Consider the following 22,386-nt stretch of genomic DNA (forward strand, 5'->3'; position numbering starts at 1 on the left):
TGTTGTAGTTTCATTCAGGATATTAAATTAACAAAAAATATTTTTTAAGTTGTTGATTTCTAATTGATAATGTCTTCAGAATTGGCTTGTCCAAAACCTATCACCCTATCATAACGTTCGTTGTTTTCCCTGTAGTATACAATTACGTTATAATCATTTTCCGTTTGGAAGAAATTCCCGTCGGGAGATGCCTTTCCATTTACTTTTCCTTTAGAGTTAGCAGGGATATACATGTAGTTGTTAAAGCCCTGTTTTATCATAACAGCTTTTTCATACATGCCTGTTTTTTCGTTATACTCCATTTTGTATTCATCGGTCTTGGCATAGTTGTTAAACATGCCGCCAATATAAATATCATCCTTCTCAAAATAGGCAGGTGCGCTCAGCTTAAAGAAAACCCAGGCATAATCAGCCTCCAGTGTTACGTCGGTAACATTCAGGTTGCTGTTGTTAGTTACAAAGTTGCCATTAATATCGGGGTAGTAAGTGTATGGTTTACTGCCTCGGGCTTCATTTGCATATAAAATATTGTTGTAAATCTCACCGCCGGTTACCCTAAGCACATTATTTACGGCGTTACGAATATCTTTGTTGTCAAAGTAAAGGTATTCGTTACCTGCCCAAAACTGGGTTTCCTTGTCATATTTGTATATAAGGTCGTTGCCTATGGTGTATTGTGGTTTTACATTGTAAATAGCATTGTCAAACCTTCCGTTTTGGAAAAGGGCAACCTTAACGTTTTGCAGTGGCATCTGGAAGATAAAGGCATTGGTTTTAACGGCAAAATCCATATTGTGTTTTTCCTGAATTTCGTCCATTCCTCTAGCTCTTTTTACCTGTAACGGAACCGATACTTTTTCTTCATATACTACAAAACGGCGAGACATTATAACCTCTCTGTCCTCATTAAGTATGTTAAGTATATAGTTGCCTGTAAGTTGTATACGTGTAAACTTATTAGGGAACGATAACACGTAATGCGAATAGATTTGCAGTGTGTTAAATGAGTTTTGATAGGTTTGTATACGCTGGTTGTCAAAGCCCGAAATGTATTCGTTTACGGTTAATTGTGACTTGGTCCAGTCGTAATTACAATGTGTAAGTGTGTAATAGTAATTAGCTTCGTTTCCAAAAAGGTCATCAAAAGCGAAGGTGAAATTTTCACCCAGCCTGAAAAACGGATATACATTTTCCCCGTTTTGCATAAATGAGGCTGTTTTAATGTTGTAAGGTGGTGCAATTTCCTCTAATACCTGGGCATTAGCATATGATAACTGTATAAGGAAAACGAGACAAATAAGTCGTAAACGGGCTTTAAGCATGTCTTAATTACTATTTATAAGGGTAGTAAATATAGCAAATATATTATATCATAGTATTGTTTATCAAAACCTGTGCCTTAAAATTTTATTTAAATGCCTGTTGTGGAAAACAATACAATAAAACCAATGTTTTAAAGTTATTAAGTCAAACCAACTAAATATTTTAAAATGAAACACCTTCGACTATGGATGTTCCTTGTTGCTGCGCCTTTGTTAGGGACAGCTCAGGATCTTCAGGGCGACAGCCCGATTCCCCTGGACCCTGATGTAAGAACCGGAAAACTTAAAAACGGACTTACCTATTACATCAGGAAAAACAATAAGCCGGAAGATAAAGTAGACTTAAGGCTTGTGATTAACGCAGGGTCAATTCTGGAAAATGATGACCAGCAGGGGCTTGCCCACTTTATGGAACACATGTGTTTTAACGGCACAAAAAACTTCCCTAAAAACAAACTGGTTGATTACCTGCAAAGTATAGGGGTTAAGTTTGGACAGCATCTTAATGCCTATACCAGTTTTGATGAGACTGTCTATTTTCTTCCAATCCCTTCTGATGATCCCGAAAAACTTGAAAAAGGTTTTAGTATTATAGAAGACTGGGCTTTTAATGCAGTACTTACTCCCGAAGAGATTGATAAAGAAAGAGGAGTGGTGCTGGAGGAATACCGACTGGGCTTAGGGGCTGATGACAGAATGAGAAAGCAGTTTATGCCAAAGGTGATGTATAAGTCGCATTATGCAAACCGTTTACCTATTGGTAAAAAGGAAATACTGGAAAACTTTACTTACGATAAGATTAAAAACTTCTATAAAGACTGGTACAGACCGGATCTTATGGCGGTTATTGTAGTAGGTGATATTGATGTGGATGAGATGGAAAAGAAAGTGAAGAAACACTTTTCATCCTATAAGAATCCTAAAAATGAACGTCCGAGAAAGGTATTTGATGTTCCTAATCATGAACAAACATTTGTTTCCATAGAAACAGATAAAGAAGCTTCGGGTACAAGGGTGCAGTTAATGTATAAGGATCATGGTGAGCCAAAGCCTATGGAGACTGTTAGTGATATGGAAAAAGAATTGGCAGAAATGCTTTTTTCTACCATGCTTAACAATAGATTAAATGAATTTACAAATAAACCAAACCCTCCTTTTGTTTTTGGTTACACGTATCATGGTGAAACGTGGGCTAAGACAAAAAAAGCCTATCAGTCGTTTGCGATGACTCAGGAAGACAAGCAGCTGGATGCTCTAAGGGTTTTGGTTGAGGAGAATGAAAGAGTTAAAAAGTTCGGGTTTACGCAGGGTGAACTTGACAGGGCGAAAACCGAGTTTTATGCTATGCTTGAAACTCAGTATAATGATAGGGACAAAGAAGATTCTTCCTATTATGTAGGTCAATACCAGGAAAATTTCCTTAATAAAACACCTGTTCCGGGTATTGAATGGATTTATAATGCTGCACAAAAGCTGATAGATGAGGTATCATTAAATGATATTAACGGGCTTATAAATGATTACCTTAAAGATGATAACAGAGTAGTTGTATTTACCGGGCCAGAGAAGGAAGGGCTAAAAAAACCTACCGAGGCTGAAGTTCTTGAAGTTCTTAATGTTGATGCCGGTAATCTTACAGCATACGAGGATGAGCCTGTTGCGACAAGCCTGTTGAGGAATGAGGTAAAGGCGGGTAGTGTTGTTAAAAAAGAAACGAATGACAAGTTAGGTACTACTACATTGTTCCTTTCTAACGGAGCTAAGGTTACCTATAAAAAAACCGACTTTAAAAATGATGAGGTTTTAATGAGAGCTATTAGCTACGGAGGTTCTAATCTGGTAAGCGATGAAGAGTACAGGAAAGTTTATTTGGGTTTTGCTGCTGTTAATGAAGCTGGTTTTTCCGGTCTTGATAAAAATGCAATTGATAAGTTTATGACTGGTAAAATAGCCTCTGTAAGACCAATGATTTCAAGTTATACCGAGATGTTATCAGGTAGTTCTACCCCTAAGGATATGGAATATATGTTCCAAATGGTATATGCTTATTTTACAGACGTTAACTACGACGAGGAAGCTTTTGAGCGCTATAAGCAAAAACAAAGCGGCTTTACAAAAAACTTGCTTTCACAGCCTGCATATTATTTCCGTCAGAAGTTTTATTCTTTCTTGTATAAAGACGATCCAAGGTTTATAAAGGTTATACCTGATGATGAGACATGGGAGAATATAGACTATAAGCTTTCTTATGATGTTTTTAAAGAGCGTTTCTCTAATGCTGCCGATTTTGAGTTTTTCTTTATAGGTAATATTGATGATAATGTTATAGAGGATTTTGCATCAAGATATCTTGCTTCACTGCCATCTTCTGAAAAAAGAGAGAAAGCAGTTGATTTAGGTTATAGGAAGATAAAAGGTTCCCATAAAAAAGTAGTAAATAAAGGGACAGATCCAAAAAGTAATGTAACCATTATGTATTATGGTGATGTTAAATATGACCCCGAAGAAGCAATGGCTCTAAATGCTTTAGGTAAAATATTAACCATTAAATTACTGGAAGAGCTAAGGGAAAAGGAAAGTGGTGTTTATGGTATAAACGCTGGCGGTAGTATGGATAAGTTTCCGGTAGAAAATTTCAGGTTCAATATTACGTTCCCTTGTGGGCCGGAGAATGCTGAAAAGCTTACAGAAATGGCTTTACAGGAGGTGCAAAAGATAGTTGATAACGGCCCTGAGGAAAAAGACCTTATTAAATATAAGGAGGGAGAACTTCTGGATTATAAAGAGAGCATTAAACAGAATAGGTTTTGGTTAGGTTACCTTACTTCACAATGGACGGATAATACAAGTCCTGAAAGAATATTCACTCTGGAAGAAAGGATAAAGGCTGTAACAGCTAAACAGGTGCAGAAAGTAGCCAAAAAATACCTGACTAAAGATAAAGTTATAGGAATGCTTATGCCTGAAGAGACAAATTAATCTTTATAACAAACAGGGATAATTTCTCCCTTTGCAAGACAAAATCGCTCCACATCAGCTGGGGCGATTTTTTTTGTATAATCTTCTTCCGCAACACGGAAACCGATACTTCTTAACTTGTCAAAATAGTCACGACCGTATACCCTAACATGGTCATACTGCCCGAATATTCTGGCACGTTCTTTTGGGTCGGTAATGGAGTTGTCCTCAAAAGTGGTTTCGCGGTTCAAATCCTGCGGAATCTGGAAAATCCCCATGCCTCCCGGTTTCATTATACGGTACAGCTCCTGCATGGCTTTGGTGTCATCTGGAATGTGTTCCAAAACGTGATTGCACAGTATAAAATCGTAGCTGTTATCCTCAAACGGAAGGTTGCATATATCTGCCTTAACATCTGCAAGGGGAGAGTTAAGGTCGGTAGTAGTGTAATCTAAATTTTTCTGGTTCCTAAAGCGTTTGTAAAAAGCCTGTTCAGGAGCGAAGTGTAATACTTTTTTGTGACCTGTAAAAAAATCAGTCTCATTTTTAAGGTATAGCCATAGCAGGCGGTGCCTTTCGAGTGAAAGGGTGCCGGGTGCCAATACATTATTACGCTGATGCCCGTAACCGTACGGCAAAAAGCTTTTAAAGCTTTTGCCGTCTATCGGGTCGGTATATGTATTACCTTTTAAGGCTAATGCAACTACAGGTCTAACCACATAGCTTAACCTAATAAGCAATGGCCTTGGTATGGTATTGAGTACTAATTTAAACAGTTTTTTCATTACAGCACTAAAGGTACAGCCCTAAACTCATCTTCTTCGTTAGACTCAATTCCTAAAGCTTTGTATACATAAGCAAATGTAGAAAGTAGTTCTGGTTTGCCATTTACAAGGGCTACGTCGTGCTCAAAGTGTGCACTTGGCTTTTTATCGGCAGTTACAATTGTCCAGCCGTCTTTAAGTTGTTTTACATTTTTAGTACCCATATTAATCATAGGCTCAATGGCAACCACCATACCTTCAATGAACTTTTTACCACGTCCGCGTTTACCATAGTTAGGCATGTTTGGATCTTCGTGCATTTTTCTTCCAAGGCCGTGGCCTACAAGATCCCTAACTACACCATAGCCGTGACCTTCGGTATATTGTTGTATGGCATGACCCACGTCTTCCACGCGGTTCCCCATTTTAAATTCTCTTATACCTATGTAAAGTGATTCTTTAGTAACCTTTAAAAGCTTGCGGGTTTCTTCGGCAACATTACCTATTTCAAATGTATAGGCATGGTCTCCGTAAAACTCATTTTTAAGAGCGCCACAGTCTACCGATACAATATCACCGTCTTCAATAGGCTTATTTGTAGGTAATCCGTGTACAACCTGTTCGTTAACGCTGGTTAACAGGGTTGACGGACAGTTGTAAAGTCCTTTAAATCCCGGTACTGCACCGTGGTCACGAATAAACTCTTCTGCAAGTCTGTCAAGGTGAAGGGTAGTTACCCCTTCTTTTATTTCAGAGGCGATCATACCTAATGTTTTAGAAACAATAAGGGCACTTTCGCGCATCAGTTCTATCTCTTCTCTGGTCTTTTGGATAATCATATGCTAAAATTTTTCCGCCACAAAAGTACAACTTTCTATCGGATTATTTTTAATACCCTTTAAAGCATGAGTTTTGTCATGTTTTGTAAATTTATGAGACGATAACTTTGCAGTAAATTTTTTAGGTATGGGAAAATATGTAACTGCCGAAGAGGCAGTAAAAGCAGTACAGTCGGGTAACAGGGTGTATGTGCAGGCCGCGGCTGCCACACCGGGAGTCTTAACCAAAGCACTTGCCGATAGGGCCGGAGAACTTCGTGATGTGGAGGTGTGCCACCTGCATACCGAAGGCGATGCGCCTTATGCAAACCCTGAACTTAGTGATAGTTTTTTTGTCAATTCCTTTTTTATAGGTAAAAATGTTAGGCATACCATCGCTGCCGGAAACGGATCGTATACTCCGGTGTTTTTGAGTGAGTTGCCAAGGCTTTTTAGGAAACAGGTTTTATCGCTTGATGTGGTATTTATTCATGTAACGCCTCCCGATAATCACGGATATTGCTCACTGGGTGTCTCGGTAGAGGGTACGGTGGCGGCTATAGAAAATGCTAAAACGGTTATTGCACAGGTTAACCCTAATATGCCGCGTACTTTTGGCGACGGGTTGATTCATATTTCAGAAATCGATTATATGGTTGAAGTTGATGTGCCTTTATTTGGACATGAACCTGCACCAATAAATGAACAGGAAGACAAGATAGGTGAATATGTAGCATCGCTTATTGAAGACAGAAGTACCCTGCAAATGGGTATTGGTTCTATCCCAAACGCAGCGCTTAAAAAACTGGTAAATCATAAAGATTTGGGATTGCATACCGAGATGTTTTCAGATGGGGTAATCGATCTTATAGAGAATAATGTAATAAACAGTAATTATAAAGGAGTGGCAAAAGGGAGGGCACTGGCTACCTTCCTTATAGGGTCCAAAAGGCTGTATGATTTTGTTGATGATAACCTTTTTATCGAAATGAGGGAATCTTCCTTTGTGAATGATACTTCGGTAATACGAAGAAACCCAAAAATGATTGCCATTAACTCTGCCATTGAGGTAGATGTTACAGGGCAGGTAAGTGCTGACTCCATTGGGTACCGAATGTATTCGGGCGTTGGCGGTCAAATGGATTTTATCCGAGGAGCGTCGTTAAGTGACGGAGGTAAGGCTATTATAGCACTTCCTTCAATCACTAAAAACGGAGACAGTAAAATTGTACCATTCCTAAAACAGGGAGGTGGAGTGGTAACTACCCGTTCACACGTGCAGTATGTGGTAACCGAATATGGTATAGCCGACCTGTATGGCAAAAACCTGAGACAAAGGGTTAAGGAGCTGGTTAAAATTGCCCATCCAGACCATAGGGAATCTGTTGAAAGAGGCTACTACGAAGCATTCAGAAGAATGTAGTGCATTGATAATTTTGAAAAAGAAACCCTGCCAAGTGGCAGGGTTTTGTGTTATTAGGATACTAATGAATGTTGTGTCATAGCTTCCGGTTGCGGTATTCCCATTAACTCGCAAATGGTTGGAGCAATATCTCCCAGTATACCGTCTTTTACGTGCTTAAGGTCTTTGTCTACTAAAATAATAGGTACCGGGTTAGTGGTATGTGCCGTGTTAGGACTGCCATCAGGGTTAACCATAGTATCACAGTTACCGTGATCGGCAATTACTATAGTAGTATAATCATTTTCTAAAGCTGTTTCAATAACCTGTTTTACACAGGCGTCTACTGCTTCACAAGCTTTAATAGCGGCTTCCATAACACCGGTATGGCCTACCATATCCCCGTTAGCAAAGTTAAGGCAAACAAAATCTACCTCCTTTTTCTTCAGTTCAGGCACTAGGGCATTAGTAAGTTCGTAAGCACTCATTTCAGGCTGCAGGTCATAAGTTGCAACTTTAGGAGATGCACAAAGTATTCTTGATTCGCCTTCAAAAGGTTCTTCACGGCCACCGGAAAAGAAGAAGGTTACGTGCGGATACTTTTCTGTCTCGGCAATACGTATTTGTTTTTTGCCATTTTTGGAAACTACCTCGCCAAGAGTTTCGGTTAGGTTGTCCTTATCATAAATCACATGAACATTTTTGTAATTGTCATCATAGTTGGTCATGGTAACATAATACAGGTTCATTTTGTGCATGTTCTGCTCGTGGAAATCAGTTTGGGTAAGTGCTTCGGTAAGCTGTCTTCCCCTGTCTGTCCTGAAGTTAAAGAAGATAACCACATCGTTTTCCTCAATAATGGCAATAGGGTTAGTGCCGTCTTCGGTCATCACAATCGGTTTTATAAACTCATCTGTAACACCTTCGTTATAGCTTTGCTGTATGCTTTGTTCTGCATTGGTGCTAGGTACTCCTAAACCATGTACTAACAGGTCGTAAGCCAGTTTTACCCTTTCCCAGCGCTTATCACGGTCCATGGCATAGTAACGCCCTACTATCGATGCCAGTTGGGTAGGGGTATCTTTAATGTATTTTTCAATATCGGTAACAAAACCAAGTCCTGATTTAGGGTCAACGTCACGTCCGTCTGTAAAAGCATGGATGTATGAGTGGTTAACTCCGGCTTCCTGAGCAGCATCAACCAGTCCTTTAAGGTGGTCAATGTGCGAGTGTACACCACCATTAGAAAGCAATCCTACAAAATGTACTTTTTTATTGTTTTGTTTGGCGTAGTTAAACGCATCTACAAGTGGTTTTTCGGTATTAAGGGTTTTGTTTTGTACTGCCAGATTAATTTTTGCGAGGTCCTGGTATACAATACGGCCTGCACCAAGGTTCATGTGTCCTACTTCACTGTTACCCATTTGTCCTTCCGGTAAACCTACGTTAAGTCCGTCGGTACGAAGGCTTGCATTTGGGTATTTGGTATAAAGGCTGTCTATAAAAGGGGTGTTTGCATTGTCTATTGCAGATACTTTTGGGTCTGGAGATTTACCCCAACCGTCAAGTATCATGAGGATTACTTTTTTATTCATGACTTATTATAATTTCTGCGGATTAAATTAAATTTCGTTAAAAGTACTATTTTCAATTAAAATGTGTTGAGGTAGGTGGGTATATAAATGTTAAATTTGAGTATATTTTTATAAAATTTGAATTATTTTGCTTTTTGGTAAGGTCTTTGTATAATATTAGGTAAATCGCAATAATTAACTTTTTATTATTAAAAATATAATAGATTTGCTGTTAAAACGTTATTGTGTGTGAAGGAAGTAGTGATATTTTTGCTCGCTACGTATGAAAATGTTAAATAACTGATTTTAACACTGTTGGTGTTTTTTGTTTAGAAAACTTTAATTTATTTTAGCCAACCTGTTAGAAACACAAAACTATTAATTAAGATGATTTACAACTTTTTTACCTCTATTTTATTTTTACTGTCAGCTGTAAACTCACCTGTTACTATTACCACCAATACCAAAACCGTTTCTGAAACTAAAGCTACACCACTTGTTGCCGAAGCTACTACAGTAGCAACTGCAAGCGGAGTATATAACCAGCTTGATGCTAATTCCCTTTCCTTACCGGATTATGAATCGTTTGAAAGAGCTTTTGAAGGCTATGTGCTTTTAAAGGAGCAGGGTAAAATTAAAAAAGACTTACTTACACTTGTTGATTTCAGCAAGTCATCTAATACCAAAAGACTTTGGATTATTGATATGAGTACCAAAACCGTATTGTATAACACCCTGGTGGCTCACGGAAGAAACAGTGGTAATGAGTTTGCTACAGCTTTCTCTAATGCGGCTAACTCTAATAAAAGTAGTCTGGGTTTTTATGCTACAGGAGAAGTTTACATAGGTAAGCACGGAACCTCACTTCGTCTTGACGGACTTGAAAAAGGAATAAACAGTAATGCGCGTAGCAGAGCTGTAGTGATTCACGGTGCTGATTATGTAAGTGAAGGTTTTATCAAACAACATAAAAGACTGGGAAGAAGCTTAGGATGCCCTGCGCTTCCTAACAGGATATCTAAAGAGGTGATTGATCTTATCAAAGGGAAATCATGCCTGTTTATTTATCACCCGTCTAAAAAATATGTTTCGACTTCAAAATTAGTTTCTTAATTTTTGATAAAGCACTTTATCCAGATTGTAAATATCGTTCCTAAACTGCAGGCCGTTCTTATCCATCCAGGCGGTCCAGTATAGCTGATGCACATTGTTAGTGTTTTTAAGGTAAATCTTTTCGGTTTCACCTTCGGCTATCATTTCTTTTAATTTATCCGAATTCCACTCACTATCTTCTTTAGATAGTATTTTTTCAGCCAGTTCTAACGGGTTTTGTACTCTTATACAGCCTGAGCTTAAAGCCCGGTGCGACCTGCTGAACATTTCCCTGTGGTTGGTGTCATGCAGGTATACCGAAAAACGATTGTAATAATTAAATTTGATATTACCCAGTGCATTACTGTTTCCCGGGTTTTGTACATATCTGTAAGTATCCGCCAGTTTTGGGTTCCATTCCTCAGGTAATACCTCGTTATTCTCCCTGTCAAAAATTCGCATATTATTTTCTGCAAAATAATTAAGGTCGGCTTTAGCTTTAGGAGTAAGGTCTTTTTTTAGTATAGTAGGGGGGACGGTCCATGTAGGGTTAATTACCAGATAGTTCATTTTTGAATCGAGTACAGGTGTAGGTCTGTCGGGTTTTCCAACCACTACTTTATGGGTGGCTATGGTGTCATTGTTGTTAACCAGAGCCAGGGTATAATCAGGTATGTTGATTATAACGGCACTCTGCCCGAAATCATGAGTAAACCATCTCCATCGTTCCAGGTTTACAATGACCTGTTCTTTTCGTTCTTCAAGAGAAATATTTAATGCTTCGGCAGTTTTTTTGCCTACAACACCATCAGGATAAAAGCCGTGTCTTTTCTGAAATTTTTTAACCGCCTCAATGGCTTTGGAGTCATACACGCAGGTAATACTGTCGCTAAGCTCAAGGTCTTTCCAGTAAGTTAATCTCTTTTTTATTAATGCGACCTGAGGTAGTGAATCATTTTCCTTAACTGATTCTTCAATAATTATTTCTTCCAGATTACTATCATCCGGAAGGCTGTTAAGATAGGCAAGGCATTTACGTAAGCTCTCGTATGTTTTATGAGGAGGCCTGCAGCGATCCATGATTTTATCAACTGTGTGATTATTAAGAGCCTCTTCAAGCAGCAGATTTATGTCCAGCTCTTTTTGCTGTAATGTCCAATCTTCATAAATTCCGGTTGCTTCTGTTTTGCCCTTAAATAAGTGTAGTGCCAGTTTGTAAAACGACTGTGTTAACAATAAATCGTATACCATACTCTCTTTACCCGAGAGTTTTTTACTTTTTTCAAAAGCAGTAAGCGTGTCATAGTTATAGTCGTTTGGCAGCAGGCCATCCTGTTTTGCAGCAGCTATACAAAGCAACAGGGTTTTTCTGTCGTTTTCATTAGCCCACAAGCTGCTATAGTTTTTGTTTTTATAATAAATTTTTATCTCTGCCGTCTCTTTACTAAAGTAACTAGTGTCTATAGTAAAGATTTTATTGTTGGGGTGAAGTGTTACCACTTCGGCTTTTGCAGCGGGCAAATTCTTGCCGGTGTTAGGGTCTTTAGCACACCCTAACAGCAAAAGCGTAAAGCCTGTTATTAAGACTTTTGAAATCATGGGGTTGAGGTTTGTAATAAAATTACAAAATTAAGCTATATAACTATAACGTTTTAGTTAAATAATTACTGATTTTATTTAAATATCAGCTACACATATTTAAACATTACATAATGCGGCCCTACGTCGGGTATTGTAAAAATATTTCCGGCAATTTCATAACCGGCTTTTTGATAAAAACCAACAGCAACCTCACGGGCATTAAACCAAATAACATCGGCATTGAGATTTACAGCATGTTTTTCGGCAGCAGACAGTAACATATCGCCCAATCCTTTTTTCTGATGGGTTGACAAAACAGCCATGCCGCGCAGTTGATAGTGCAGGGTTCCTTTAATATCCGGAGATGTTGAGAGGAATAAAGAAGCAATTCCAACAAGGTTATTATCATCAAAAATACCAAAGTGAGTAGTAGAAGGGAGGTCATCTCCCGGAAAAATACACGATTCAATAGGTTTACCGGGTCTTAAAACCGGTTGTCTTACAGGATAAGTTTCCTGGGAACTAATTTGTTTAACAGAATACATTAATTTTTTTTTACGGTAACAAATTAATAATAAATATTTTAAGTAATAATGCGGGTTGAGGATAAAATTTTTTTTAAAAAAAGCTTGCATCTGTCAAATCTTATTACGTATATTTGCACCACAATAATGCGGAAGTAGCTCAGTTGGTAGAGCTCCAGCCTTCCAAGCTGGTTGTCGCGAGTTCGAGCCTCGTCTTCCGCTCAAAATCAAAACCCGATCTGAAAAGACCGGGTTTTTTGTTTATAGAAGTTTGTAAAAAATAAAGCAGCCTTTTGGCTGCTTTATTTTTTTAATATGCTGTTAAGTATTTTAGCGATATTTTTGGCATCGTCTACACCTCGGTGATGTGTGCCTTCCATCGGTATGTTGAGTAAGGATAATGCTCCTGCCATTCCCTGCTCGTGTTGTAGTTGGTGTTTAAGGGCAAATAATGTTTTTACATTAATATGCGAAGGTCCAAACGGATATCCTATGTTAAGGGCAGAGCATTGCTTTTGGAACTGTTTTAGATCGTAAGCTCCAAAACTTGCCCATGCACGGCTTTGTGACAGGTATTCTTTACGTAAAATTTTACAGGCTTCACTAAACGGTATACCTTCTTCGTCTACCATTTCCTGAGTTATGGTGGTTAGTTCGGTGCAAAACGGACTAACAGTGCTGCGTTCGGGTCTTACAATTATACCTCGGTTATCGGTAATCTCTCCGGTAACGGTATCTAAAAGGCAAATGCCTACTTCAATAATATCATTTGTCATGCCCTCTGGTATAGGGCTATTCCAGCAGGTAGCTTCAATATCTACTACAAGTATCTTGTCTAATTTTTGTGCCATTTTTTTATTTAAGCCATGATAAATCGGTTCCGGTGGCTATTTCTTCCGGTGGTGTGTTTTGCCTGAAAAGGCGTGCGTCAAGTTTACCTCTTAGTGTTATGGTACTACCTTTTACTTCCAGCCAGCTACCTTCCCTAAGTCCTAATACCGGCTGTGGATTAAAGTGATGAAACTCATTAATACGTGTTTCGCGTGTTTCTCCCATGTGTGTTGAGCCGTCTACAGGATCAAGGTAATGCGGATTGATATTAAACGGAACCAGTGCCAGGGTATCAAAACTTGGCGGATAGATAATAGGCATGTCGTTTGTGGTTTCCATAGTAAGTCCGCAAATATTACTGCCTGCACTGGTGCCTAAATAAGGCGTTCCGTTTTCAACGGCTGTTTTAACGGTTTCTATAACCTTGTTTTGGTAAAGCTGTGTTACCAGTAAAAAAGTGTTTCCGCCGCCTGTAAAAATAGCCTCTGCATTTTGTACTGCTGTTACTGGATTTTCAAACTCGTGTATTCCCTTAACTTTAATGCTCAGTTTTTCAAAAAACTCAGCAGCCTTTTGTGTGTACTCATCGTGAGTTATACCGCCCGGCCTTGCATAAGGTATAAACAGTAAGGTACTGCAGTTTTTAAAATGTTCTTTAAGTGTATCGGTAAGATATTCAAGATAAGTGCCGCCATGTAAAGTGGAGGTACTTGCAATAATTATTTTTTTCATTCGTTTATCTGTTGTAACAAAAGGTAAAGTTACAAAGATTTTTAAGCTAATAAAGTGGCTTTTAATTTTGTGGTTTTGTCTTTTTCTTACCATCACCTTATTATACTATACTATTGAAAAGGATAATTTTTCTGTTTACGCTTATTATTTCCACATTGCCTACTTTTGCTCAGGAGACCGAAATCAAACAGTTGAAGGGTAAAATAAAATCGACTACAGATGATTTGGAGGGGATTTATGTGGTAAATAAAACCAGTGGTGCTTATGTTACCACTGCTAGTGGCGGATACTTCTCACTTATGGTTAAGCCAAAGGATACACTTATTTTTTCGGGCTTACAAATTGTAGGCAGGGAGTACGAGGTACAGCAGGAAAATATCGATGCCGAACTTTTTATAATTGAACTCGAGGCAATGGTTACCGAACTGGACGAGCTGATTATAGAGAATTATGGTAATATCACTTCAGAATCTTTAGGTTTGGTGCCAAAGGGGCAAAAGCAATACACTCCTGCCGAGAAAAAACTTTTTGCGGCAAGTAATGGTATAGACGGACTCATAAACTCATTAAACGGTAAAAAGAAAGCGCTTAAGAAGGCTGTCGAGTATGAGAAAAAAGAAAGCCTCATGTCTAAAATTAATTACATTTATACCGAAGAAGATATTATTAAGGAATTTAAAGTGCCGGAGGATTATGTGGGCGGATTTATTTATTATGCTGTTGAAGATAAGTATTTCGCAAAAGCTATAAATGAAAAGAACGATATTCAGGCAAAGTTTTTGATGACACAACTGGCAGTTAAATATGTTTCGTTATTAAGGCAGGATGGGGTAGTTGATGAAAACGGTGCTTTAATTGAGACAGATACCTTACAGCAAGCTAAACCTAATACCAATATTAAAAAAGATGAAAATTAAACTTCTGTTCATTTCTTTTTTATTCACTCTTGTTAGCCATGCCCAAGAGAGGCAGCCTATAAAAGGCAGGGTAGTAGCAGGAGGTATTCCTATACCTGAAAGGGGAGTCGTTAATCTTAATTCCAGAACAGATACTAAGACTGACAATCTGGGCAATTTTACCATAATGGCTATGGTAAACGATACTATAGTGGTACAAAGTAATAGCTACTATACAAAGCGTGTTATAGTAAGAGAAAACAATTTAAAACAAATTCTTGTTGTAGACTTAGGATCTTTTGAGCTTGAAGAAGTAATTATTGATAAGTATGGAGATATTAATGCCGAAAGTTTAGGGCTTGTGCCTGAAGGGCAAAAACAATATACACGTGCCGAGAAAAAACTTTTTACTGCCGGTGAAATAAAATCGGTTTGGGATGTGGTGGCTATGGTTTTAGGGATGGCATCTCTGGATGCAATAATAAATGCCATTACGGGAAGGACTAAAGTGCTCAGGAAAGAACTGGAGTATGAAACAAAATCTACAGCTATAACCCAAATTTACTCGTTGTATACCGAAGAGGATATTAATACTAAACTGGGAGTGCCTAAAGAGTATGTAGGTGGTTTTGTTTATTATGCTGCAGAAGATAGCGACGTGCTAATGGCTATTAGCGAAAATAATGATGAAAAAGCGAAATTCCTATTGGGGAATCTTGCTTTTAAATACCTTGAAATACTAAAGGAAAAAGAGGAAGAGTAAACAAAACCTTAATATTATTTAATACCTAATTTTTGTATCTTTATATATAAGCTACCCCAATTAAAAATCCTGACTATGAAAAAGTTTTTCTTCTTGCTGCTAATTGTCTTGTTACCTGCTGTTGTTTTTTCCCAGGATGAGGGGAGGAAGATACTCCGTGGGCAAATGGTAGCCGATTCCATTAAAGTAGAGTATATAACAGTACTTAATAAAAACACGAATATTAAGGCTATAACCGACGATAACGGTTATTTTACCATTTATGCCCAGCCTGCAGACACACTTTATTTTTCGAGTATTAACTTTAGGCCTGCAATGTTGATTTTAGATAAGACTCATTTTGTGGAGAAAAAACTGGTTATGAGGATGGAGCCTAATGTAACCGTATTGGATGAGATACTGATTATTCCGCTTACCGGTAATCTTGAAGAAGATAGTAAGGATATAGAAACACGTCAGTTTACATCTGATTTAAATTCTAAAGTACTTACCGAAGGGCTTAATGTTGAAGATCAGGTTCCGGTTAACCCGGCGTTTCCAAGCAATGAAAGGCGGTTACCGGGTATAGATTTTGTTAAGGTTTATGATTTGATTTTTAAACCTAAAAAGAAGCAGAAAGATATGACTAAAGAGTACCTGCAGGGCAGAACCTTTAGCGAACTTGTACAGGAAAAATATACCTATTACTTTTTTACCGAAACCCTGAAATTAAAGCATGAGGAAATAAACTTATTTCTTGCTTATGCCGATAACGGTAAAGAATCGGCATTGCTTTTGGCTCCTGATAAGGAGTTTGAACTTACTGATTATTTAATTAACAAGAGCAACGACTACCATAACAGGGAGAAATAAAATAAGTTTTATTACATTTGGAACGTGAAGGTTATAACCCGATATATGTTCCTTTTTATGCTTGCCGGGCTGCTTACTGCTGCTAAGGCACATAAATACTATGTGGCTGTTTTTTTAGTGGAGCATGCGCCTGCTAAAAAACAACTTCAAATTACAGCCCGTGTTTTTGTGGATGATCTTGATGCTGCACTTTCCAAAAAATATGATAAGGAGTTATATCTGGCAACTAAAAAAGAAGCCTCGGGTATTGATGATTACCTAGCTGCTTATTTTTCCGAAAAAATAAAAATTAAGGTAAACGGGCGTGAAAAAGCAATTAGCTTTTTAGGTCACGAAATAGAGGATGATGTACTTATAGGCTATTTTACCGTAGAGGCGAAAGGTAAATTAAAAGATCTTGAAATTAAGAATACACTCTTGTTTGAATCGTTCCCCGATCAGCAAAATATCATAAACACTAATATTAACAGTAACAAAAAGAGTCTTTTGCTTACTAATGATAGTCCTACGGGGAATTTACAATTTTAGATTATGAAAAAAATACTATATCTGTTGGCTGTATTGGCTACAGCACAGCTATCTGCACAGGATGCTCCTAAAAAAGAAAAAGGACATTATGATACTAACAGGTTTAGCCAGATGTATGATTTAATGGCTACCCCAAATAGCTACCGTACTGCATCGGGTGCGCCGGGCCCTGATTACTATCAGCAGCAGGCTGATTATAAAATGGATATTGAGCTTGATGATAAAAACACTAAGCTTTATGGTACAGAAACCATAACTTATCATAACAATGCGCCCGAAGATTTGGAATATTTGTGGGTTCAGTTGGATCAAAACAGGAGGTCGAGAACATCACAATCACCTCTTGCAGAGAATCAGCATATAGGAAAAGCTTATAAAGCAGATAACTTTTCCCGTAGTTTTATGGAAGAAGGTTTTGACGGAGGCTTTAAAATAGAGTATGTAAAAGACGCGTCTGGTAAGCCGTTAAGGTATGTGGTAAACGAAACCATGATGAGGATAGATTTGCCTCAGCCCTTAAAGTCGGGTGAAACGGTATCGTTCTCCATTAAATGGTGGTATAATATTAATAATTACAGAAAAATTGGAGGGCGTTCAGGTTACGAACATTTTGATAAAGATGGTAATAACCTTTATGTAATAGCGCAGTTTTATCCAAGAATGGCGGTTTATAACGATGTGGAAGGATGGCAAAACATGCAGTTTTGGGGAGCAGGAGAGTTTGCATTGCCGTTTGGTAACTTTGAGGTAAACATTACAGTACCTGCAGATCACGTTATGGAAGCTACAGGAGAGCTTAGTAACAGGGAAGATGTGTTTACCCGTGAGCAGGTTAAACGATATGAGCAGGCTACAAAAAGCTTTGATAAACCTGTGGTTATAGTAACACAACAGGAAGCCGAAGCAGCTGAAAAAGGCTTTAGCGATAAAAAGAAAACATGGAAGTACAAGGCAGTTAATGTAAGGGACTTTGCCTTTTCTACCTCAAGAAAGTTTATTTATGATGCTATGGCAGTACAACTGTCGGGTAAAACAGCTATGGCGGTATCTCTTTACCCTAAGGAGAGTAACCCCTTGTGGGGTGACAGGTCTACAAGGGTAGTAGCACATACTATTAAAACCTATTCAAAATATACGTTTGATTATCCTTACCCTAAAGCGGTTTCGGTTTCGGCTGAAGATCAGGGAATGGAATATCCAATGATTTGCTGGAATTACGGTCGTCCGGACGCTAATGGTTTTGTAAGTGAAAGGATTAAATACGGTATGACCAGTGTTATTATACACGAGGTAGGGCATAACTTTTTTCCTATGATTGTGAACTCTGATGAAAGGCAATGGACCTGGATGGATGAAGGGCTAAATACATTCCTGGAATACTTAACAGAGCAGGAATTTGAAAAGGATTATCCTTCGCACAGAGGGCCTGCCGCTAAAATTGTTCCTTACATGAGTGGAGATCAAAACTTTTTAGCACCTATCATGACCAATTCAGAGCTTATTTACCAGTTTGGCTCTAATGCCTATGCTAAGCCGGCGACAGGACTTAATATGCTTAGGGAAGTGGTTATGGGGCATGAGCTGTTTGATTATGCTTTTAAAACCTATGCCAACCGCTGGAAGTTTAAGCACCCTACCCCTGAGGATTTTTTCAGGACAATGGAAGATGCTTCGTCAGTAGATCTTGACTGGTTTTGGAGAGGATGGTTCTATTCAACAGATTATGTGGATATAGGTATTGAAGATGTAAAGGAGTTTTATGTTACGGATGACAGGCCGGAAGGAATGGAAGATTATTCTGTTAGAAAAGGAAGGTTTGATAGGGATAAAGGTCCGTTTGTTTACATGGTTGACGAAAAGTCTAAAAAAACGAAAAAGGCAGAAGATATTAAGCTGCTTAAAAACTACATAGATGATAATTTTTCGGCTGCCGAGAAAGCGCAGCTTAAAAAGCCAAGTTATTTTTATGAAGTGACTTTCAATAAGCCGGGTGATATGCTCATGCCAATATTGGTAAGGCTTACTTTTGAAGACGGTACTACCGAAGATTATAAATTCCCGGTACAAATTTGGCGTAAAAATAATCAAACTGCAGCCCGTGTATTTGCTACAGAAAAGCAGGTTACGAAAATTATAGTTGATCCTGAGCTTTTAACGGCTGATATTGATGTTACTAATAACAGCTGGCCTAAGGAAGAGGTGCAGTCTAAGTTCGATCAGTTTGAGGGTAAATAATAGTTAAAATACGGAAAAAAAACCAGATTTAAACATCTGGAAAAGCTTTGGCTACGTATTTATAATTACATTTGTAGTATAAAATCTCATATTATGTTTGGAATAGGAGGAGGAGAACTTTTCTTCGTTATACTTGTGGTACTCATGCTTTTTGGGTCTGATAAGATCCCTGAAATTGCCCGTTCATTAGGTAAAGGAATGAAGCAGTTAAAGAACGCAACTAACGAAATTAAGTCGGAGATTAATAAGAATGCCGATTTTAATGATATCAAGAATACATTTAACGATGTTCGTTCTGATGTTACTTCGCACACCAAGAATTTAGGTAATAATATTAATGAAGAAATAAATCAGGTTAAGGAGAATATTGAAGATGCTTCGGGGCCTATAAAACGTATGAGATAATGCTTGATTCTCTTATCGAATTAGACAAAAATCTATTAATTTACCTCAATTCACTTGGAACACCGGCTTTTGATGGTTTTTGGCTTTTTATAACAAAGCAGTTAAACTGGATTCCGGTATTTCTTTTCCTTTTATATCTTACTTTTAAAAATCTGGGTTGGAGAAACACTGTTTTGGTAATAGTAATGCTGTCGTTATTAATTACTCTTACAGATCAGACTACCAATTTGTTTAAAAATACAGTACAAAGATTAAGGCCTCTTAATAACCCTGATATAGCAGGATTTGTAAGAGGCTTTAAGTACAGCTCATCCTATAGTTTTTTTTCCGGTCATGCATCTAACTCCATGGCATGTGCTTTCTTTTTATATCATGTTTTAAAGCCTCATGTTAAGCTCATGTGGATTATTTTCCTGTGGCCGTTAATATTTGCTTACAGCAGAATCTATTTGGCATTGCATTACCCTGGAGATATACTTTCAGGTTTTGTTTGGGGTATATTTACCTCTTCACTATTGCTGATTCTATACCGTTCTTTACGAAAATTATTGCCCGAAAATAAGCAGGAATTAAATAACCCTGCTAACGGTTAATCCGTCCCTTATCGGTAAAAGCACGGTTTCTACCCTAGGGTCGTCTTTAAGTAATTTATTGTATTCCAGTAATACCTTAGTGCTAATATCATTCGGTTTTAGTTCTTCCAGTACCTTACCGCTCCAAAGTACGTTGTCAGAAAGTATTATTCCGCCTTTATTCATAAGGGGTACTATCATATTAAAGTAGTGAATATAGTTTTCCTTATCGGCATCTATAAATACAAGATCAAATTTTTTGTTAAGCGTAGGGATAATATCAAGGGCACTTCCTAGATGTTGATGTATCTGATTTTTATAATCGCTAAGGTCAAAGTATTTTCTTTGAAAATCAACCAGTTCCTCATTCACGTCTATAGTGTCAAGTTCACCACCGGGAGCTAGTCCTTCTGCCAGGCACAAGGCAGCGTATCCGGTATACGTGCCAATTTCAAGTATGTTTTTTGGGTTAACAAGCTTAGAGATCATACTAAGTACTCTTCCCTGAAAATGCCCGCTAAGCATTCTTGGCTGTAATATTTTTTGATGTGTTTCCCTGTTTAGTTTTTGTAGTAAATCAGGTTCATTTTCACTATGTAGTGCAGCGTAATCTTCCAGTTCTTCAGATATAAAATGCATAAGTTCTTTTTTAAGGATACAGCAAAAATAGATAAAAAATACAAGTTCCTCTTTTAAAGTATATAGTGCTGTTAGCAGTTAATATATGCTTTTAACATGTTAAAATGCTTTGAGATTGTTAAAAAACAAACATATAAGCCTTATTTTAGCCACTTTATTAAACCATAAGTCAGAAATGAGAAGAATACTTACTTTGCTTTTTATTAGTGTATTTGCCTTGTGTGAAGCGCAAATATCTAATGATTTTACCCCCGTAAGCTGGGATATCCAAAATATGGATGGTGTTGCTCCAATTGTTATGCCTTCTTTTGATCTTGAGACATTGAAAAAGGAAGATGAAGTTAACGATAAGAGGAAAGATATTCCGTATAGGTTTGGTTATGAGTTTTTAGTGGATTATAATCTGGGCAATAGCGGAAGCTGGCAAACGCTTGATAACGGAGATCGTATTTGGAGAATACGTTTCTACTCTGAAGGTGCTAAAACAATGAATTTCCTTTTTAGTGATTTTTATATGCCAAAAGACGCAAGCCTTTGCCTGTACAGTAACGACAGGAAAGATGTTCTTGGTGCTTATGATGAAAAGCAAAACAATCCTGAAAGGGTTTTAGGTACATGGCTTGTAACTGGTGAAGATATATGGTTAGAATACTATGAGCCAAAAGCTCAAAAAGGTAAGGGTAGACTTGAGCTGTTTAAACTGGTTCACGGTTACAGAAGCACTTCAGATATTTTGAAAGGCACGCAGGATACAAATGCTTTAAATTCATCTGGTGATTGCCATTATGATGTTAACTGTTCAGTAGGAGCTATAGATGCTACAAAAGATATCAATAAAAAATCAGTAGCTATGATTGTAGCAGGAGGAGGTTTATGTACAGGTGCCCTTATTAATAATACAAATAATAATGGGACTCCTTATTTTCTTACGGCTAATCACTGCTATGAAAACCCTATTACAGGAAGTACATCAAACCCTTCTCAGTGGTCTTTCCGTTTTAACTGGATAAGTACAAACCCTTCATGTGCAAGTACTTCTAGCAGTACTACTAATATAACTTATCATACAGTGAGTGGCGCTCAGTTAAAAGCGCATAGAGCTGAGAGTGATTTTTGTTTACTTCAAATTACCGGTCCTATAGACGATGACTGGGACTTGGTTTATGCCGGATGGGACAGAAGTACAACAGTGCCATCAAATACTTATGGTATTCACCATCCTGACGGAGACATAATGAAAGTTTCAGTAGATGAAGACTCTCCTTCTTCTACTTCAACAGGGGGAGCTGATGTATGGCGTATTAATAATTGGGAAAAAGGAGTAACCGAAGGTGGTTCATCTGGTTCTCCGTTATTTGATAATAACGGAAGAATAAGAGGTCAGCTTTATGGAGGTGATTCTGCCTGTAACGGTACTAGCGGAAACGGACAGTATGATGTATACGGAAGGTTAAACTCTTCATGGAATGGTGGGGGTACAAATACAACCCGACTTAAAAACTGGTTAGATCCTGCCGGCACAAATGCAATGACTCTTGATTATTATGATGGTACACTTAGCCTTGAGGATGTTATTACTCCTGTAAAAGATATTAAAGTATACCCTAACCCTTCAAACGGAGTGTTCTCTGTTCAGTTTACCGATACTGTTTCATCATTACAGTATGAGGTATATAATGTATTAGGTCAGGTAGTGAAAGTCGGTAAGGTTACAGAGTCTGATAGTAGTATAGATATGTCAAACAGCACTAACGGTATTTATATATTAAGAATGGTAGATGCTAATACTAATGGTGTTTATTCTCAAAAAATAGTGAAAAGATAAGGACAGTGTTCCTTTTTTAAAATAAGTTTTTAGCCCTTAATTTATTAAGGGCTAATTTTTTTAATTAATACTT

20 protein-coding genes and 1 tRNA gene are annotated in these 22,386 nt (G+C 37.8%); 12 read left to right on the forward strand and 9 right to left on the reverse strand.

Features of this window, described 5'->3' with window-relative positions:
• Positions 1–59: 59 nt before the first annotated feature.
• Entirely contained in the window at positions 60–1,322 is a 1,263-nt protein-coding gene (locus tag ABS768_RS15350) for a type IX secretion system plug protein (RefSeq protein WP_408075831.1), read from the reverse strand.
• 168 nt (positions 1,323–1,490) lie between these two features.
• Between ABS768_RS15350 and ABS768_RS15355 the strand changes: the two genes are divergently transcribed.
• Complete coding sequence (locus ABS768_RS15355) at positions 1,491–4,301, forward strand: M16 family metallopeptidase (RefSeq protein ID WP_408075832.1); 2,811 nt, start codon at positions 1,491–1,493, stop codon at positions 4,299–4,301.
• Here ABS768_RS15355 and ABS768_RS15360 read toward each other — a convergent pair.
• Both ABS768_RS15360 and map read right to left on the reverse strand, forming a co-directional pair.
• The gene (locus tag ABS768_RS15360; protein WP_408075833.1) at positions 4,298–5,065 is read right to left on the reverse strand and encodes a class I SAM-dependent methyltransferase; all 768 of its coding nucleotides are present in this window, start codon (positions 5,063–5,065) and stop codon (positions 4,298–4,300) included. The two genes, ABS768_RS15355 and ABS768_RS15360, sit on opposite strands and share 4 nt — an antisense overlap.
• A complete protein-coding gene (gene map / locus ABS768_RS15365; protein WP_408075834.1) occupies positions 5,065–5,883 on the reverse strand; it encodes a type I methionyl aminopeptidase in 819 nt (272 codons plus the stop codon). Before map ends, ABS768_RS15360 begins: the two co-directional genes overlap by 1 nt.
• A 127-nt stretch (positions 5,884–6,010) precedes the next feature.
• Between map and ABS768_RS15370 the strand changes: the two genes are divergently transcribed.
• The gene (locus ABS768_RS15370; protein WP_408075835.1) at positions 6,011–7,285 is read left to right on the forward strand and encodes an acetyl-CoA hydrolase/transferase family protein; all 1,275 of its coding nucleotides are present in this window, start codon (positions 6,011–6,013) and stop codon (positions 7,283–7,285) included.
• 53 nt (positions 7,286–7,338) lie between these two features.
• Here ABS768_RS15370 and gpmI read toward each other — a convergent pair whose 3' ends face one another.
• Positions 7,339–8,859, reverse strand: coding sequence for a 2,3-bisphosphoglycerate-independent phosphoglycerate mutase (gene gpmI / locus ABS768_RS15375; RefSeq protein WP_408075836.1), 1,521 nt, complete (start codon positions 8,857–8,859; stop codon positions 7,339–7,341).
• Positions 8,860–9,225: 366 nt separating this feature from the next.
• On the opposite strand from gpmI, the gene ABS768_RS15380 reads away from it, so the two are divergent.
• Positions 9,226–9,951, forward strand: a complete 726-nt coding sequence (locus ABS768_RS15380) for a murein L,D-transpeptidase catalytic domain family protein (RefSeq protein ID WP_408075837.1) — start codon at positions 9,226–9,228, stop codon at positions 9,949–9,951.
• Here the strand turns inward: ABS768_RS15380 and ABS768_RS15385 are convergent.
• Entirely contained in the window at positions 9,940–11,529 is a 1,590-nt protein-coding gene (locus ABS768_RS15385) for a L,D-transpeptidase family protein (protein ID WP_408075838.1), read from the reverse strand. The genes ABS768_RS15380 and ABS768_RS15385 overlap by 12 nt on opposite strands.
• An 89-nt stretch (positions 11,530–11,618) precedes the next feature.
• Positions 11,619–12,056 (reverse strand): GNAT family N-acetyltransferase, encoded by a 438-nt coding sequence (locus tag ABS768_RS15390; protein ID WP_408075839.1) that lies wholly within the window; start codon positions 12,054–12,056, stop codon positions 11,619–11,621.
• A gap of 128 nt (positions 12,057–12,184) precedes the next feature.
• Here ABS768_RS15390 and ABS768_RS15395 point away from each other — a divergent pair.
• Positions 12,185–12,257: transfer RNA gene (locus tag ABS768_RS15395), tRNA-Gly, on the forward strand.
• An 80-nt stretch (positions 12,258–12,337) separates the two neighbouring features.
• On the opposite strand, the gene ABS768_RS15400 is transcribed toward ABS768_RS15395, so the two are convergent.
• Positions 12,338–12,886, reverse strand: coding sequence for an exonuclease domain-containing protein (locus tag ABS768_RS15400; protein ID WP_408075840.1), 549 nt, complete (start codon positions 12,884–12,886; stop codon positions 12,338–12,340).
• A 4-nt stretch (positions 12,887–12,890) separates the two neighbouring features.
• The gene (gene pepE, locus ABS768_RS15405; RefSeq protein ID WP_408075841.1) at positions 12,891–13,598 is read right to left on the reverse strand and encodes a dipeptidase PepE; all 708 of its coding nucleotides are present in this window, start codon (positions 13,596–13,598) and stop codon (positions 12,891–12,893) included.
• A gap of 113 nt (positions 13,599–13,711) precedes the next feature.
• Here pepE and ABS768_RS15410 point away from each other — a divergent pair, with 113 nt between their 5' ends.
• From ABS768_RS15410 to ABS768_RS15440, 7 genes are all read left to right on the forward strand, one after another.
• Positions 13,712–14,515: a hypothetical protein gene (locus ABS768_RS15410; protein WP_408075842.1), complete on the forward strand. Its 804-nt coding sequence runs from the start codon at positions 13,712–13,714 to the stop codon at positions 14,513–14,515.
• A complete protein-coding gene (locus ABS768_RS15415) occupies positions 14,505–15,257 on the forward strand; it encodes a hypothetical protein (protein ID WP_408075843.1) in 753 nt (250 codons plus the stop codon). Before ABS768_RS15410 ends, ABS768_RS15415 begins: the two co-directional genes overlap by 11 nt.
• 75 nt (positions 15,258–15,332) lie before the next feature.
• Entirely contained in the window at positions 15,333–16,109 is a 777-nt protein-coding gene (locus tag ABS768_RS15420) for a hypothetical protein (RefSeq protein ID WP_408075844.1), read from the forward strand.
• A gap of 45 nt (positions 16,110–16,154) precedes the next feature.
• Positions 16,155–16,637 (forward strand): DUF6702 family protein, encoded by a 483-nt coding sequence (locus tag ABS768_RS15425; RefSeq protein WP_408075845.1) that lies wholly within the window; start codon positions 16,155–16,157, stop codon positions 16,635–16,637.
• A gap of 3 nt (positions 16,638–16,640) precedes the next feature.
• Entirely contained in the window at positions 16,641–18,872 is a 2,232-nt protein-coding gene (locus tag ABS768_RS15430) for a M1 family metallopeptidase (protein WP_408075846.1), read from the forward strand.
• A gap of 93 nt (positions 18,873–18,965) precedes the next feature.
• Complete coding sequence (locus ABS768_RS15435) at positions 18,966–19,277, forward strand: Sec-independent protein translocase subunit TatA/TatB (RefSeq protein ID WP_408075847.1); 312 nt, start codon at positions 18,966–18,968, stop codon at positions 19,275–19,277.
• Positions 19,277–19,870 (forward strand): phosphatase PAP2 family protein, encoded by a 594-nt coding sequence (locus tag ABS768_RS15440; RefSeq protein ID WP_408075848.1) that lies wholly within the window; start codon positions 19,277–19,279, stop codon positions 19,868–19,870. The genes ABS768_RS15435 and ABS768_RS15440 overlap by 1 nt, the downstream gene beginning before the upstream one ends.
• Here the strand turns inward: ABS768_RS15440 and ABS768_RS15445 are convergent.
• Positions 19,847–20,488 carry an O-methyltransferase gene (locus ABS768_RS15445; RefSeq protein ID WP_408075849.1) on the reverse strand — a complete coding sequence of 214 codons (642 nt, stop codon included), beginning with the start codon at positions 20,486–20,488 and terminating at the stop codon, positions 19,847–19,849. The two genes, ABS768_RS15440 and ABS768_RS15445, sit on opposite strands and share 24 nt — an antisense overlap.
• 175 nt (positions 20,489–20,663) lie before the next feature.
• Here ABS768_RS15445 and ABS768_RS15450 point away from each other — a divergent pair, with 175 nt between their 5' ends.
• Positions 20,664–22,313, forward strand: coding sequence for a T9SS type A sorting domain-containing protein (locus ABS768_RS15450; RefSeq protein ID WP_408075850.1), 1,650 nt, complete (start codon positions 20,664–20,666; stop codon positions 22,311–22,313).
• Positions 22,314–22,386: the final 73 nt, after the last annotated feature.

The sequence above is a fragment of the Flavobacterium rhizophilum genome, assembly GCF_046000485.1.
In the GTDB taxonomy this organism is placed as follows: Bacteria; Bacteroidota; Bacteroidia; order Flavobacteriales; family Flavobacteriaceae; genus Flavobacterium; species Flavobacterium rhizophilum.